Origin of the sequence: Picosynechococcus sp. PCC 7117 (genome assembly GCF_001693275.1) — a bacterium.
Lineage (GTDB): Bacteria > Cyanobacteriota > Cyanobacteriia > Cyanobacteriales > MRBY01 > MRBY01.
Window position 1 is genome coordinate 2,341,102 of record NZ_CP016477.1, and the last position, 14,896, is coordinate 2,355,997.

Sequence of the window (14,896 nt, forward strand, 5' to 3'; positions counted from 1 at the left end):
GGCTAGGGAGGGGTAAAACACTCTCAGGACACAGCAAAATGAAGCAAATTTTCAACAAAACCGAATACAAAACCCGCCGCCAAACACTCCGCAACAACATGACCGAACCCGAAAAAAAACTATGGCAAATCCTGCGCGGCAAACAAATGGGCGTAAAATTTCGCCGACAGCACGGCATCGGGCACTATATTGCTGATTTTTATTGCCCCGAATTAAAAATTGTCATCGAAGTCGATGGCGACAGTCATAAATCAGCCGAAGCACAAACCTATGACGCGATCCGCACTGATTTTATGGCTTCATTAGGTATTACTACTTTACGATTCACCAATGACGAAGTGATACACAATATTGAGGGCGTTCATCAGCAGCTTACGCAATACTTACCCCCTCTAGCTCCCCCTTAAGAAGGGGGAGAACAAGAAAGCTTGTCCCCTACTCTTTTCAGGGGAGGGCTAGGGAGGGGGTCAAGGCGATCATGCTGGCACAAATAAATAGAAACTATCCTGAACATCAGCTTTTACAGTTACAGATAACATAAAAATAAAAACGATGATTAATCAATATCAAGTCCGTTTATTTCACAATGGACGCAATCAAACCCTAAACATTCCCCACGCCTTTGAAATGCCGAGTGATGATGTGGTCATTCGCAAAGAAGGCGAGAAATTGATTATTGAACCTTGTAAGAAAAAGTCCTTATTAGAATTGTTGGCGACCCTGCCAGACATTGATGAAGACTTTCCAGATATTGATCAAGGCTTACCGCCCCTTGATGATATTCAATTTTAGCAATGACCTATCTCTATCTGTTGGATACAAATATCATTTCAGATTTGGTCAAGCATCCATCTGGAAAAATCGCCCAACGCATTGCCGAAGTTGGCGAGGCGAAGATCTGCACAAATATCGTTGTTGCCGCAGAGTTACGGTTTGGCGCAGAAAAAAGTGGATCACTCCGTTTAAAACAACAAGTCAATCAAATCCTTGAAGTGATGCCCGTTTTGCCCCTTGAGTCACCCGTTGAATTTTATTACGCCGAGATTCGCACCTATTTAGAAAGGGAAGGAATACCAATTGGTGCAAATGATTTACTGATTGCAGCCCATGGGTTGGCTTTGAATTTAACCGTGGTTACCGCAAATCAACGTGAATTTTCGCGTGTGCCAAATTTGGCTGTGGAAAATTGGCTCTGAGCCATCCAAACATAATTTCATCTAAAAAATCAAATCATGACCGACTATAAGGCGATCGCCGAATCCAATAACTTTATAATTCTCGATAAATACAGCAAAAAATTAAGAGTTAAGGAAAGCTACCAAAGCGAATACGATTTAGAGAGCGAATTTATTCAGGATCTAATCCAGCAAGGTTATGAATACCTGCCCAACGTCACCAATCCCCAAGCAATGCTAGCCAATGTGCGTGAGCAATTGCAAACACTCAATGATGTGCAGTTTACCGATAGTGAATGGCAACGTTTTGTCGAAACCTATTTAGATAAACTAAGCGACGGTATCACCGATAAAACTCGCAAAATTCATGATGACTATATCCATGATTTTGTCTTTGATAATGGTCGCATTCAAAACATCTACCTACTTGATAAAAAGAACCTTGCCCGTAATAAAGTCCAAGTCATCAAGCAAATTCAACAAAAAGGAACCCAAGCCAATCGCTACGATGTAACCATTCTGGTCAACGGTTTACCGCTAGTACAAATAGAACTAAAAAAACGCGGTGTAGCAATTCGTGAAGCCTTTAACCAAGTCCATCGCTACAGCAAAGAAAGCTTTAATACAGAGCATTCCTTATATAAATATTTACAGCTATTTGTGATTTCTAATGGCACTGATACCCGCTACTTTGCCAATACCACCCAGCGGAATAAAAATAGCTTTGACTTCACCATGAACTGGGCGAAAGTCGATAATAGCCCGATTAAAGATCTAAAAGACTTTACCGCCACCTTTTTTCAAAAAAACACCTTGCTCAATGTGCTGTTGCAGTACTCGGTGTTTGATGTGAATAACACTCTACTGGTGATGCGCCCCTACCAAATTGCCGCTACCGAGCGTATTTTATGGAAAATCAACAGCCCCTATGAAGCCAAAAACTGGAGTAAACCCGAAAGCGGTGGCTATATCTGGCACACCACAGGCTCCGGCAAAACCCTAACCAGCTTCAAAGCGGCACGGCTGGCGACGGAGTTGGAGTTTATCGATAAGGTGTTTTTTGTAGTTGATCGTAAAGACCTCGACTACCAGACCATGAAGGAATACCAACGCTTTTCCCCCGATAGCGTCAATGGTTCTGATAGCACTGCGGGGCTGAAGCGAAATTTGGAAAAGGATGACAACAAAATCATCGTCACCACCATCCAGAAACTCAATAACCTGATGAAGTCCGAAAGTGACCTAGCTAGCTATAACCAGCAGGTCGTATTTATTTTTGATGAATGCCACCGCAGCCAGTTTGGGGAAGCCCAGAAGAACTTACAGAAAAAATTTAGGCGATTTTATCAGTTTGGATTTACTGGCACGCCGATTTTTCCCAAAAACGCTTTGGGCGCAGACACCACCGCCAGCGTATTCGGGCGTGAATTACATTCCTATGTGATCACCGATGCAATTCGTGATGAGAAAGTACTGAAGTTCAAGGTGGACTACAACGATGTGCGCCCACAATTTAAAGCCATTGAAACCGAGCAAGACGAGCAAAAACTGAGCGCCGCCGAAAACAAAGAAGCCCTGTTACACCCAGAGCGTATCCGTGAGATTGTTCAATACATCTGAAGAACTTCCGCCAAAAAAACCACCGCTTGCAAGCTGGCAGCAAAGGCTTTAACGCGATGTTTGCGGTGAGCAGTGTGGACGCGGCCAAGCTGTATTACGAAACCTTTAAGCAGTTGCAAAAAGACCGCGATAAACCCCTAAAAATCGCTACTATTTTTTCCTTTGCCGCTAATGAAGAACAGGCAACCGTGGGCGAAATTTTGGATGAAAGCTTTAATGTCTCCGCCATGAACAGCAGCGCTAAAGAATTTTTAAGTGCTGCTATTAATGACTATAACGCCCTGTTTAAAACCAATTTCAGCGTTGATAGCAACGGTTTCCAAAACTACTACCGCGATCTGGCCAAGCAAGTCAAAGCCCAAGAAATCGACCTGCTAATTGTGGTGGGGATGTTCCTGACGGGGTTTGATGCGCCTACCCTTAACACTTTATTTGTGGACAAAAACCTGCGCTATCACGGTTTGCTGCAAGCCTATTCCCGCACTAACCGGATTTATGATGCTACTAAGACCTTTGGCAATATCGTCACCTTCCGCGATTTAGAACAAGCCACCATTGATGCTATTACCCTGTTTGGCGATAAAAATACCAAAAACATGGTGCTGGAAAAAAGCTATCAGGAATACATGGAAGGCTTTACCGATTTAGTGACGGGTGAAGCACGGCGTGGCTTTGGGTCGGTAGTGGCAGAATTAGAGCAACGTTTCCCCAACCCTGACGAAATTGTTTTAGAAAAAGACAAAAAAGACTTTGCTAAGTTGTTTGGCGAATACTTGCGCGTTGAAAATGTACTGCAAAACTACGATGAATTTGCCAGCCTAAAAGCCTTACAACAGGTCGATATAAATGACCCGGCGGCGGTTGAAGCCTTTAAAGCAGAACACTATTTGAGTGATGAAGACTTAGTGACCCTGCAAGCTATCAAGGTTCCTGGCGATCGCACCATTCAAGATTATCGCTCCACTTACAACGATATCCGCGACTGGTTACGCCGCGAAAAAGCTGCTGAAGCCCAACAGAAATCCACTATCGATTGGAATGATGTAGTTTTTGAGGTGGATTTACTGAAATCCCAAGAAATTAACCTGGATTACATCCTGGAGCTGGTCTTCGACCACAACAAGAAAACCAAGAGCAAAGCTGACCTCGTTGACGAAGTACGCCGAGTTATTCGCGCTAGCCTTGGTAACCGTGCCAAGGAGAGTCTATTGGTCGATTTTATTAATCAAACTGATCTTGACCAAATTGATGATAAAGCTAGCGTGGTCGAAGCTTTCTATGCTTTTGCCCAAGCTGAGCAGCAACAGGAGGCGGCAAAGCTGATTACCGCCGAGAGCCTAAATGTGGAAGCAGCTAGGCGTTACATCACCACCTCTTTAAGGCGGGAGTTTGCTAGCGCACATGGCACTGAGCTCAACGCCATTCTGCCCAAGATGAGTCCACTGAATCCACAGTATCTGAGCAAAAAGCAAAGCGTGTTCCAGAAAATCGCTGATTTTGTTGAGAAGTTCAAAGGTGTGGGGGGACAGGTTTAGGCTAATTTTTGACTCCATCTTGGGCGATCGCCTGTTGTTTAATCAAGCGTTGCACCGCCATCAATGCTCGGTTCAGTTCTACATTTTGGCGTTGGGGATTTTCCAGATAAGCCCTTTGCTCCTGCTCGATCATCAACACATCCTGTTCCACAAGGCCATCGAGTAACCCCTTTGCCGCATTGAAACAGAGATCCTTTACCCAACGGCGAAACGGCACAGGTAGCTTATGGAGTCGCCAAAAGGCATTGAGGGAAGTGAAATGCAATAGATAAGCACGGGTGCGGCTGCTGTGGGTCGGACAAAACAAGCACATAATCTTAAAATCATTCCCCAAGGTCGCGCTCCAGTTGGGATAAACATAGCTCACATCCAACGGTTCCGGGTGGAGCTTGCGCAGGGCCGGAAAAAACAATTGGGAGATCGACCAAATCTTATCAATTTTGTAATAGCTCTGGGCTTCGTAGTGGGCATCTACCCGCTGCTCAGTCACCTGGATATCCTCTAACTTTGCCGAGGCCCACGCTTGATAATTGTCGTGGAGGTGACCGTGGTACATATCCATCAAGTTTTCAATGAGATAGGAAAAATGTCCCTCACAGTCAATGGTCGTCACGCTGACAATGTAATTTAAATGCTCCCATTCTGGAATCGGCAACGGTTGAATAGCTTCGTCGGTTAAACGTTCGGGATCCCCCGGAAAGACCCAAATAAAACCATCCTGTTCCCGCACGGGGAGGGTGCGAATCTTACAAGCGGGCCGCTTTTGATTTTCCGCGAGATAGGGCACATGGGCACAGGTTCCAGACGCATCAAACTGCCAACCGTGGTAGGCACATTCCAAGTTATCCCCAACCACTTGACCAGAACTGAGTTTCACTTGGCGGTGGGGACAGCGGTCTTCGAGGGCTTGGACTTGACCAGCTTGATCCCGGTAGAGCACAAAATCTTCATTCCAGAGGGTAAACCCCAAGGGCTGATCTGTTAACTCGGCGCTGCGGGCGGCCACATACCAATGGTTTTTGTTGATGCCACAGGCGCGCACATCAAGCTTTTGGGGGGTCACAGAACTCGAACTAACAACGGCTTGGGGGTGGCGATTGTGCATGGGGAAGAGGCGTACCAGAGGATATTTTAATTCTCAAATTTAAACAAAAATCCTGACAAAATTCATCTTTCCTCACAAATTTGCAATTCTTATTTTTCCCGCAAAAATTCCCCCAATGATTCCCCATGGTTTCCCCAATCTATTTCATTTTTTCCACAACTTTCCCCAGGTTTTCCACAGCTCAAAACGATTTTCTTGGGGCTTGGCATTGGTCTGGGGAATTCTCTTTTTGAACCTAAGATCCACACTGCAAGGGCGCACAAATGTAAAGAACCGTAAACAAAATGCGCCTGAAACCCTTGATTTTTCGTAGATGACCAAAAGGCGATCGCCTTGGCGTAACATTTTGCAATATTGACAAACCCACCCCTCCATAGACAACAATAGGGCGACGACAGACGAAACTGAACAAAACGCCAAGACCCTTTTTTAGCAGTTCCGAAATCCGTTCCTTCGTCCCTCGCTAGTTTGATTTTTCAGTCCCGCAGATTCCGACAGAGCTAAAGTTAATGATGAACCCCACCGTGAGCATTTTGGCCGAAATTCCCGAAGCCCTACATCAATCCCTAACCGACTACCTAGAAACCCATCCCAATTGGGATCAAGACCGGGTTTTTGCGGCGGCATTGTCCCAGTTTCTGCTCCAAACCGGGGAAGGACAAACCCCACGGGAAGCAGAGAATTACCGTACCTGCGCCAGAGTATACTTAGAAACGCTCTTTGAGCAGTCGAAGTCCTACTAAGTATTTTGTGAGGTTATGGGTCAAGACAAACCACTCGTCATTCCCCAGTTGATTGTGGGACTGGGAAATCCAGAACCAAAGTACGATCACACACGCCATAACATTGGTTTTGAATTTGTCGATCGCCTCGCCGCAGATTGGGGTGCGACCCTCCAGGACAATCGAAAATTTCAAGGGGTTTGGGCAGAGGTGCGCCGCAACGGCCAGAAACTCGGTTTGCTCAAACCCACCACCTACATGAACCGTTCTGGGCAGTCTCTACGGGCTGTAATTGATTGGTACAAAATTCCCCCGGAATCGATGCTGGTGGTCTATGACGATATGGATCTCCCCCTAGGGCGACTGCGGTTGCGCCTGCAAGGATCAGCAGGGGGCCACAACGGGATCAAATCCATTATTTCCCACCTCGGCACCCAGAAATTTCCCCGCTTACGTATTGGCATCGGCAAAACCCAACTCAAAGGAGACCGACCGACTATTTCCCACGTGCTTGGGAAGTTTGCACCAGCAGAAAAGCCTGTTTTAAATGATGTCCTAGGGCTTGCGGAAGAAGCATTGGCCCTGAGTCTCCGGGAAGGGGTGGAGAAGGCCATGAGCCTCTATAATGCCCGCAGTGTTGAATCGAGTCAGTCATAAGGGTATTGCAAGAATTTTGAAAGAAAAGTTATCGCGGCTCAAGCCCTATTTGCGTTGGTTTATTGTTGGCCTGACGCTCTTTTTTTTGTTGGCAACCCTCCGGAACCATTGGCAAGAGATAGCCCAAATTCGTCTGGATCGCCGGGGGTGGCTCTTGGTGGGGGCAAGTGTCTTAGTAACGACAGCATCCCATGTGTGGTCGGCGTTGGTGTGGGGAAGGATTCTCGCTATCTTTCGGGTACCCCTTGGTTATGGGGAGGCGATCGCCTTATATCTGCGGACGAATATGGCGAAGTATTTGCCGGGGAATATTTGGCATTTCTACGGGCGAATGACCCGCATTGTGGCGGTGGGTAGCCCCTGGGGCGTAGCGAGTTTAGCGGTGCTATTGGAACCCCTTCTATTGGCAGCGGCGGCGGCGGTCGCCATGGTCTTAGGGTTGGGGCTTAGCCTCGCGCAACTGGAGCAATTGCCGCTTTTAAAACTATTGGTGCCCCTGGGCTTGATTGGTGTCCTCGGTGGCATTCATCCATACTTTTTCAATCCTGTCATCCAAAAAGTTTCCCAAGGGAAAACCCAGGATCATGACCCGGTACAGTTGAACATTTATCCCTGGCAACCCCTGCTGGGAGAACTGGTTTTCATTGGCTTACGGGGGACAGGATTTCTCTTAACTTGGTGGGCGATCGCCCCCCTGAGTGCTTTCCAGATTCCCCAACTGCTGGGGGTCTTTAGTGGGGCGTGGTTGGCCGGATTTATTATTCCTGGGGCACCGGGGGGATTGGGGGTATTTGAAGTGGTCGCCCTGGCCCTTTTAGAAACAGTGGGAAATACAAATGTCGGTGTTGGCAGCCTGTTAACCATCGTGGCCTTGATGCGGGGGGTTAGTATTCTGGCAGAAATTTTGCCCCTGGGGATTTGGGGTTGGCGATCACCCGTCCAAAAGTTGCCCCCAAAGCTTTGATATAGTGAGACCTCAAAGTCTGCGCAATACTTTTTGATTGTTATGGAACCTTTACCCTTGCCTTCCCACATCCACTACGAAACGATCCTGCAAATTTTGGAGCGCAAAGCCCAACGGGTCGCTGCCAAAGATCCCATGACCCAGACCCAAATTCAACAATTGATCCTCACCCTGCGCAAGGCTTTTTCTCAACAAAAGCAACTAGAGCGCAGTTGTGACCAGCTCCGTATCCCCTACGAGTACCATTGGTCCCTCAGCAATCAAACGCCAGACCACAGCCCAGAAGCATAGAATCTCAACGCTCCACCGTTTTTTGGGCAAGCTGGGTTGGCATTTTCCCGCTGGGCCTGGAGGACTCCCCTTTATAATGGATTTTGAACAAAAAATTCATAGCATAAACAGTTTTTTGATTTCGGTAGACCGAATTCGTTAGGCCAAAGTACCGGATCAGGAGCAAAGGTGGGTTAGGTTGCAAGTAGATTTAAATCAAGTTTTTCCGTTTCAGTTAGATCAATTTCAAAAACAGGCGATCGCCGCCCTCGATGCCGACAGATCCGTGGTGGTCTGTGCGCCGACTGGCTCCGGTAAAACTGTCATTGGCGAATATGCGATCCACCGGGCCCTCGCCATGGGTCAACGGGTTTTTTATACCACTCCCCTGAAGGCGCTCTCTAACCAGAAATTCCGGGATTTTGGCGAAACCTTCGGCGAAAAACAAGTGGGTTTGATCACGGGCGATATCATCATCAATGCCCAGGCGACCATCGTCGTCATGACCACGGAAATTTTCCGAAATATGCTCTACGAAACCCCCATTGGTCAGGTGGGCACGTCCCTAGAAAATGTTTCAACGGTCGTCTTGGATGAATGCCACTACATTAGCGATCGCGGTCGCGGCACTGTCTGGGAAGAATCAATTATTTATTGCCCCTCAGAAATTCAGATTGTTGGCCTGTCGGCGACCATCGGCAACCCAGAAATTTTTACCGCCTGGATTAACAAAACCCGCCAAGCGGCCCATGAAGACCACCCCAACAGCAAAGAACACCGCTGCGAATTAGTCGATTCTGACCACCGCCCCGTACCTCTAGAGTTTCTTTACAGCAATAAAAAAGGCTTGTACCCGCTTCTGGATCAGGGGGGGAGCAAAATGAATTCGCGTCTGCGATCGCGCACCAATGCCCCCCAAGGTAAGCGCAAAAAACGCCAACGGGAAGATTGTCCTAGTTTATTTGCCATTGTGCGCCAACTCCGCCAAAAGGATCTCCTGCCCGCGATTTACATTATCTTTAGTCGGCGGGGCTGCGATCGCTCGGTGACCCAACTCAACGACATCACCCTCGTTTCCCCAGAAGAAGCCAAACTCTTGGAAGCGACCCTGCTGCACTTTTTCTTAGATAACCAAGGGAAGCTCCAGGAAAAGCTCCTCAATCAATGTGATGACACCCCAGAATTTAAAGCCCTGGTGCTGGATTTCATCGCTAAAAATCCCTTTTCTACCGAAAAGCTAGTGGACTATCTCCAGGAAAATCTCCCCCTGCGCGAACAGCTTTGGCAATACCTCGCCCAACAGTCAAAATTTGCCCGTCCCGAACAGGTGGAACCTCTACTGCGGGGCATTGCCGCTCACCATGCGGGGATTCTGCCAGCCTGGAAAGAACTGGTCGAAAAGCTGTTTGAAATGGGCCTCGTGAAATTGGTGTTTGCGACGGCGACTTTGGCTGCAGGGATCAATATGCCCGCCCGCACCACGGTAATTTCTGCCCTCTCGAAACGTACCGATGAAGGGCACCGGATGTTGACGCCTTCGGAATTTTTGCAGATGGCGGGTCGCGCGGGTCGTCGGGGCATGGATAAAGTGGGCTATGTGGTCACTGTGGAAACGCCCTTTGAGGGAGCAAAAGAAGCCTCTCGCCTTGCCCTCTCTAGTGCAGAACCGTTGCGCAGTTGGTTTACGCCTTCCTACGGTATGGTGCTTAATCTGTTGCAGAAACATAGCCTGGAAGAATCGAAGGAACTCTTATCCCGGAGTTTTGCGGAATATCAGGTACAACAACAACTCAGCCCGGAACAGGAGGCGATCGCCGAACTGACCACGGAAATTGCTCGCCTCGACATTGACCTCGCGGCCTTTGATGAACGGCAGTTTGAACGCTACAGCAAACTCAAGGAACGGCTCAAGGAAGAAGAACGGCTATTGGGGATTCTCCGGGAGCAGGCGGAACTCGAAAACCGTAAACTGCTGGCCCCTTTGTTGGATCAGCTTCCCCTCGGCTCTATTTTGCACCTCAAAGGGAAAAACCTGCGGGTCAAAGAAGCGGTTCCCGCCGTCCTTGTAGAACAAACTGAGGAACAGCAGTTTCTGTGTTTGGGCACCGATAAGCGTTGGTACCTAATTAAAGAAACGGACGTGGTTGCCCTCAATGAAGGTCTTTTTCCCGCCGATCAACTGGCGCAAATTCCGTTACCCATTGATCAAAATCTCACCCTTGGGAAAAATGGCAAAATTGATGCTGAAGCTTTTCCCCTCGTGGCGGCGATCGCCGATTACCTTCTGCCCCTCACCGAAGCCCCTGAAGTAGAAGCCCAAAAACAACGCTTTGCCGCTGTCCAGGCCAAATTTGCCGCTTCTCCCCTGAGCCAGCAGGACAAACCCGGCAAACTCCTCAAACGTCACCAGCGACGCAAAGACCTCCGCAAAGAATTAAACCGTCGTCAAACCCTCTACCGTCAACATGCCAACAAACGTTCCTATTACTGGCAAGATTTCCTGAACCTGATTGAAGTCTTACAAGAATTTCGTGCCCTCGACGGCTATACGCCAACGGTTTTAGGGCGTACTGCGGCAACAATTCGTGGGGAAAACGAACTATGGTTGGCGCTGTGTCTGCTTTCGGGCCAATTAGATCACCTCGCGCCGGAACATTTGGCCGCCGCTATCTGTGCGATCATCAGCGAACCGCCCCGGGGTGATAGTTGGACAGATTATTCTCAACCCAATGCCGTTTTAGAAGTGCTGGGCATCCGCAAAAAAGACCAAGGCCATAACCCCGTTAGCCTGTGGGAACTGCGTCGGCAACTGTACCAAGTGCAAAAACATTGCGGTGTGACCATGCCCGTTTGGCTTGAAAGTAAATTTATTGGCCTCGTGGAGCAGTGGGCCTTGGGGGTCGAGTGGACAGAACTCTGTGAAAATACCAGCCTTGATGAGGGAGATATTGTGCGGATGTTGCGGCGCACGGTCGATGTCCTCTGGCAAATCCCCCAAATTCCGGAGATTAAACCTGTTCTCATGCGCACTGCCAAAGAGGCGATCGCCAAAATGAAACGCTTCCCCGTTTAAAATGATAAACAAATCTTTAATTCCAACCATCTTTCCCGTTAGCTTACTTTTCCTGTTGTTTATGGATAAGGCTTGGGCAGATCTCATGCCTACTGACGGATTAACTAGATATGAAGATTATAGGCAAGAACTTATCACTGTTGGTTGGATACCTAGTCCAGATCCAATCTTAAACAGAGATGTTGACGGAATGCCAGAAGTAATTTGTGGAACTAAAATTTGTAGTGCAAGCTTTATTTCTGCAGATAAAAAACAAGGCATAAGTATAGTTCTTTGGCCTGCATATCTTCAAAGTTATAACCAAAGAGCTTTGTATGTGGCACCACAGTTTGAAATATACGATTGTTCTGTAGAAAGTATGTCCGTCGAGAACTTTTACTGTGAATGATTTATGTGCATTATATCGAGCACTTTCCAAAAGATAAGATATGCTAGTTTGACTGTACGTATTGCTTGACTGCTATAACTTCCAGTCCAGATAAGTCCTATTTTAGGGAATCTCCAGATGATCGCCAAAATGAAACGCTTCCCCGTTTAGGTTTCCCCTTGCGGAAGCCAATCATCTGTGAGTAATTGCCCCAAATGAGAAAGGCCGGAATTTTCCCATTTCTACAAAATGTCTAAAGGGTTGTTATGGTTACGATTCGTCCGTTTCAAACTCAGGATATTCCGGCGATCGCCCAACTGTTCCACGACACTGTCCATACCATCAATGCCCAGGACTATTCCCCGGCCCAACTGCGAGCCTGGGCACCCGATGACTTGTATTTCCGCGATTGGGAAACCCGTTGTCATGCTTGCTTTACTTACGTTGCCGAAGAGGATAAACAAATCCTTGGGTTTGCGGAACTTTCGCCAGCGGGTCACATTGGCTGTTTCTATTGCCACAAAGACCACCAACGGCGGGGTATTGGTCGCCAACTCTATCAGGCACTCCTCGCCCAAGCAGACCAGTTACAACTCAGCACCTTAACCGTCGAAGCTAGTATTACCGCGAAACCTTTTTTTGCAGCCCTGGGGTTTCGGATTCTCCAAGAGCAACAGGTTCAACGCCACCAACAAACATTAACGAACTACCGGATGGTCAAGCAGCTTCGTTAAAATTTTCCACAAAAAAACCCCTAGGAAATAGGGGAAATGGTTTGGCGATCGCCATTGTTTCGCCACTTTGTAAAGTTAGTCGAGGTAGCCGATCAAAGTCGCCATATCATCGGTTTCGTTGGGGGCCACGGGGCGATTCCCCATAATGACGATGGTGTCGCTGACCTGGAGGTGGCTGGCCATAATCGGGCGATTCCCGGAAACGGTCATCGTGCTAGAAATATCCATCGTGCCCGCAGTCACAGGGCGATCTGCACCAGAAGAACGAAAGGTACTGGTGACCTTGAGGTGGCTGGGTTCAATGGGGCGATTATTGGGGAGGCCTAATTTGGTAGGCTCTTTTACAGAGAGAGCAACCACCTCGTCTTTTTTCGCCGTGCTACGGGAACGGGTGGGACTTTTAGTTGTGCTATCGTTCGTGGAAGTCGAATTTTCGGTGGTCATGGGATTTCTCCTTGAGGTATCTGAGCCAACACCTACTGAATCGAAATTTTAAGTAGGATTATGTTTTAAGAAGTTTGTCGTTACTTTAATTATCTCAAATGATGGGACAAAGATTCTTCGCTAATCTTAGACACATTTCGTCATAAATCCGCAACATTGTTTCTAAAGTATCTCATTAATTTAAGTTATGTCTAACGGGAGTAATGTTTTGTTTCGTCTCCATGCCCCTTTTGAACCTACTGGTGATCAACCGCAGGCGATCGCCAAATTGGTGCAATCCTTAGAATCCCAAGCGAAATATCAGACCCTCTTGGGGGCGACGGGTACGGGCAAAACCTTTACGATGGCGGCGGTGATCGCCCAGATGCAGAAACCCACCCTCGTTTTGGCACACAATAAAACCCTCGCGGCACAGCTTTGTAACGAGTTGCGGCAATTTTTTCCCTACAACGCCGTGGAATATTTCATTAGTTATTACGACTATTATCAACCGGAAGCCTACATTCCCGTCACCGATACTTATATTGAAAAAACCGCTTCGATCAACGACGAAATTGATATGTTGCGCCACTCCGCCACGCGATCGCTGTTTGAACGCAAGGATGTGATTGTGGTGGCTTCCATTAGTTGCATTTACGGGTTAGGGATTCCGAGTGAATATTTAAAGGCGGCCCTGTCTCTCAAAGTGGGGGAAGAATTGGATCAGCGGGCGGTACTGCGGCAACTTGTGACCGTGCAATATAACCGCAATGATACCGATTTAAGTCGCGGCAATTTTCGGGTGAAGGGCGACATTTTAGAAATTGTGCCTGCCTATGAGGATCGGGTAATTCGCGTCGAATTTTTTGGCGATGAAATTGATGCGATTCGCCTGTTAGATCCTACTACTGGAGAGATTTTACAAAGTCTTGATCAGATTAATATTTATCCAGCGCGTCACTTTGTTACGCCCCAAGAACAGTTGGCGATCGCCTGCGAACAAATCAAAGCCGAATTAGATAGTCAACTCACAGTTTTAGAAGCAGAAAATAAACTCCTCGAAGCCCAGCGTTTAAAGCAGCGAACGAGTTATGATCTCGAACTTTTACAGGAAGTTGGTTATTGTAATGGAGTCGAAAATTATTCCCGTTTCTTAGCGGGTCGAGAAGCTGGATCACCCCCCGAATGTTTAATTGATTATTTCCCTGAAGATTGGCTGTTAGTGGTTGATGAATCCCATGTCACCGTACCCCAAATTCGCGGGATGTACAATGGTGATCAAGCCCGCAAAAAAGTCTTAATTGATCATGGATTTCGGTTACCCAGTGCCGCCGATAATCGCCCCCTAAAATCAGAAGAATTTTGGCAAAAAGTGCATCAATGTGTCTTTGTTTCCGCGACCCCTGGTAATTGGGAAATTGAACAATCAGAAGCACGGGTAATTGAACAAGTCATCCGTCCCACAGGCGTTGTCGATCCAGAAATTGATGTGCGCCCCACCGACGGACAAGTGGATGATCTATTAGGGGAAATTCGTAAGCGGGAAAAATTAAAAGAACGGGTTTTAATTACCACTTTAACAAAACGAATGGCGGAGGATTTAACGGATTATTTCAGTGACCAAGGGGTAGCGGTTCAATATCTCCATTCTGAGATTAAATCCATCGAACGAATTGAAATTTTGCAGGCGCTCCGCAAAGGTGAATTTGATGTTTTAATTGGGGTGAATTTACTCCGAGAAGGTTTAGATTTACCGGAGGTTTCTCTCGTGGCGATCATGGATGCCGATAAGGAAGGGTTCCTGCGGGCAGAACGGTCTTTAATCCAAACCATTGGGCGGGCTGCCCGCCATGTAAAGGGTCGAGCCATTCTCTACGCCGATAATCTCACCGATAGTATGGCAAAGGCGATCGCCGAAACAGAACGTCGCCGCGCTATCCAAATCGCCTACAACAAAAAACACAACATCACCCCCCAACCGATCAAAAAGCGGGACGAAAATGCAATTTTATCTTTTCTCGATATTTCCCGCCGCTTAAATGCCCAGCAATTACAGCAAGTTGTTGAACACATGGAGGAAGTCCCCCTCGAAAAAATTCCCGATGTGATTAAGCAGCTAGAAGAGCAAATGAAAGAAGCCGCCAAAAATCTCGAATTTGAACAGGCCGCTCTACTCCGCGATCAAATTAAAAAACTCCGCCATCAACTTTTAGGGAGTCACGATAACTAGCAAACAAAAAAGCTGGAGAGA

At 47.4% G+C, this 14,896-nt stretch carries 15 protein-coding genes; 13 read left to right on the forward strand and 2 right to left on the reverse strand.

Annotated features, from left to right (window positions below; genetic code table 11):
• Positions 1–38 precede the first annotated feature (38 nt).
• The 5 genes from AWQ22_RS11300 to AWQ22_RS16965 all read left to right on the forward strand — a co-directional run bounded on the left by AWQ22_RS11300 (position 39) and on the right by AWQ22_RS16965 (position 4,330).
• Positions 39–407, forward strand: coding sequence for an endonuclease domain-containing protein (locus tag AWQ22_RS11300; RefSeq protein WP_065711139.1), 369 nt, complete (start codon positions 39–41; stop codon positions 405–407).
• A 145-nt stretch (positions 408–552) separates the two neighbouring features.
• Complete coding sequence (locus AWQ22_RS11305) at positions 553–792, forward strand: antitoxin (RefSeq protein ID WP_065711140.1); 240 nt, start codon at positions 553–555, stop codon at positions 790–792.
• A gap of 2 nt (positions 793–794) precedes the next feature.
• A complete protein-coding gene (locus AWQ22_RS11310; RefSeq protein WP_065711141.1) occupies positions 795–1,196 on the forward strand; it encodes a type II toxin-antitoxin system VapC family toxin in 402 nt (133 codons plus the stop codon).
• A 36-nt stretch (positions 1,197–1,232) separates the two neighbouring features.
• Entirely contained in the window at positions 1,233–2,795 is a 1,563-nt protein-coding gene (locus AWQ22_RS16960) for an HsdR family type I site-specific deoxyribonuclease (protein ID WP_198166489.1), read from the forward strand.
• A gap of 26 nt (positions 2,796–2,821) precedes the next feature.
• Positions 2,822–4,330 (forward strand): type I restriction endonuclease subunit R, encoded by a 1,509-nt coding sequence (locus tag AWQ22_RS16965; protein ID WP_198166490.1) that lies wholly within the window; start codon positions 2,822–2,824, stop codon positions 4,328–4,330.
• 1 nt (position 4,331) lies between these two features.
• Here AWQ22_RS16965 and AWQ22_RS11320 read toward each other — a convergent pair whose 3' ends face one another.
• Positions 4,332–5,435, reverse strand: a complete 1,104-nt coding sequence (locus AWQ22_RS11320) for an aromatic ring-hydroxylating dioxygenase subunit alpha (protein WP_065711142.1) — start codon at positions 5,433–5,435, stop codon at positions 4,332–4,334.
• Positions 5,436–5,947: 512 nt separating this feature from the next.
• On the opposite strand from AWQ22_RS11320, the gene AWQ22_RS11330 reads away from it, so the two are divergent.
• From AWQ22_RS11330 to AWQ22_RS11360, 7 genes are all read left to right on the forward strand, one after another.
• The gene (locus AWQ22_RS11330) at positions 5,948–6,178 is read left to right on the forward strand and encodes a DUF2811 domain-containing protein (RefSeq protein ID WP_030007319.1); all 231 of its coding nucleotides are present in this window, start codon (positions 5,948–5,950) and stop codon (positions 6,176–6,178) included.
• A 15-nt stretch (positions 6,179–6,193) separates the two neighbouring features.
• Positions 6,194–6,814, forward strand: coding sequence for an aminoacyl-tRNA hydrolase (gene pth, locus AWQ22_RS11335; protein WP_065711144.1), 621 nt, complete (start codon positions 6,194–6,196; stop codon positions 6,812–6,814).
• Between the two features lie 16 nt (positions 6,815–6,830).
• Positions 6,831–7,778 (forward strand): hypothetical protein, encoded by a 948-nt coding sequence (locus tag AWQ22_RS11340; protein WP_232321350.1) that lies wholly within the window; start codon positions 6,831–6,833, stop codon positions 7,776–7,778.
• A 42-nt stretch (positions 7,779–7,820) separates the two neighbouring features.
• Positions 7,821–8,069 (forward strand): DUF5340 domain-containing protein, encoded by a 249-nt coding sequence (locus tag AWQ22_RS11345; RefSeq protein ID WP_041443595.1) that lies wholly within the window; start codon positions 7,821–7,823, stop codon positions 8,067–8,069.
• 178 nt (positions 8,070–8,247) lie between these two features.
• Positions 8,248–11,121, forward strand: coding sequence for an RNA helicase (locus tag AWQ22_RS11350; RefSeq protein ID WP_062435450.1), 2,874 nt, complete (start codon positions 8,248–8,250; stop codon positions 11,119–11,121).
• Between the two features lie 61 nt (positions 11,122–11,182).
• A complete protein-coding gene (locus AWQ22_RS11355) occupies positions 11,183–11,509 on the forward strand; it encodes a hypothetical protein (RefSeq protein ID WP_143596775.1) in 327 nt (108 codons plus the stop codon).
• A gap of 245 nt (positions 11,510–11,754) precedes the next feature.
• The gene (locus AWQ22_RS11360) at positions 11,755–12,222 is read left to right on the forward strand and encodes a GNAT family N-acetyltransferase (RefSeq protein WP_065711147.1); all 468 of its coding nucleotides are present in this window, start codon (positions 11,755–11,757) and stop codon (positions 12,220–12,222) included.
• Positions 12,223–12,297: 75 nt separating this feature from the next.
• Here AWQ22_RS11360 and AWQ22_RS11365 read toward each other — a convergent pair whose 3' ends face one another.
• Positions 12,298–12,666 carry a hypothetical protein gene (locus AWQ22_RS11365; protein WP_065711148.1) on the reverse strand — a complete coding sequence of 123 codons (369 nt, stop codon included), beginning with the start codon at positions 12,664–12,666 and terminating at the stop codon, positions 12,298–12,300.
• 187 nt (positions 12,667–12,853) lie between these two features.
• Here AWQ22_RS11365 and uvrB point away from each other — a divergent pair, with 187 nt between their 5' ends.
• On the forward strand, positions 12,854–14,875 hold the full coding sequence (uvrB, locus tag AWQ22_RS11370; RefSeq protein WP_065711149.1) for an excinuclease ABC subunit UvrB: 2,022 nt from the start codon (positions 12,854–12,856) through the stop codon (positions 14,873–14,875).
• The last annotated feature ends 21 nt before the right edge of the window (positions 14,876–14,896 follow it).

What these genes read in the sequence shown, in the direction of transcription:
- AWQ22_RS11300 (WP_065711139.1), top strand. Translation starts at nt 39, where the DNA reads ATGAAGCAAATTTTCAACAAAACCGAATACAAAACCCGCCGCCAAACA.
- uvrB (WP_065711149.1), top strand. Translation starts at nt 12,854, where the DNA reads ATGTCTAACGGGAGTAATGTTTTGTTTCGTCTCCATGCCCCTTTTGAA.
- AWQ22_RS11355 (WP_143596775.1), top strand. Translation starts at nt 11,183, where the DNA reads ATGGATAAGGCTTGGGCAGATCTCATGCCTACTGACGGATTAACTAGA.
- pth (WP_065711144.1), top strand. Translation starts at nt 6,194, where the DNA reads ATGGGTCAAGACAAACCACTCGTCATTCCCCAGTTGATTGTGGGACTG.
- AWQ22_RS11365 (WP_065711148.1), bottom strand. Translation starts at nt 12,666, where the DNA reads ATGACCACCGAAAATTCGACTTCCACGAACGATAGCACAACTAAAAGT.
- AWQ22_RS11320 (WP_065711142.1), bottom strand. Translation starts at nt 5,435, where the DNA reads ATGCACAATCGCCACCCCCAAGCCGTTGTTAGTTCGAGTTCTGTGACC.
- AWQ22_RS11345 (WP_041443595.1), top strand. Translation starts at nt 7,821, where the DNA reads ATGGAACCTTTACCCTTGCCTTCCCACATCCACTACGAAACGATCCTG.
- AWQ22_RS11330 (WP_030007319.1), top strand. Translation starts at nt 5,948, where the DNA reads ATGAACCCCACCGTGAGCATTTTGGCCGAAATTCCCGAAGCCCTACAT.
- AWQ22_RS11305 (WP_065711140.1), top strand. Translation starts at nt 553, where the DNA reads ATGATTAATCAATATCAAGTCCGTTTATTTCACAATGGACGCAATCAA.
- AWQ22_RS11360 (WP_065711147.1), top strand. Translation starts at nt 11,755, where the DNA reads ATGGTTACGATTCGTCCGTTTCAAACTCAGGATATTCCGGCGATCGCC.
- AWQ22_RS11310 (WP_065711141.1), top strand. Translation starts at nt 795, where the DNA reads ATGACCTATCTCTATCTGTTGGATACAAATATCATTTCAGATTTGGTC.
- AWQ22_RS16960 (WP_198166489.1), top strand. Translation starts at nt 1,233, where the DNA reads ATGACCGACTATAAGGCGATCGCCGAATCCAATAACTTTATAATTCTC.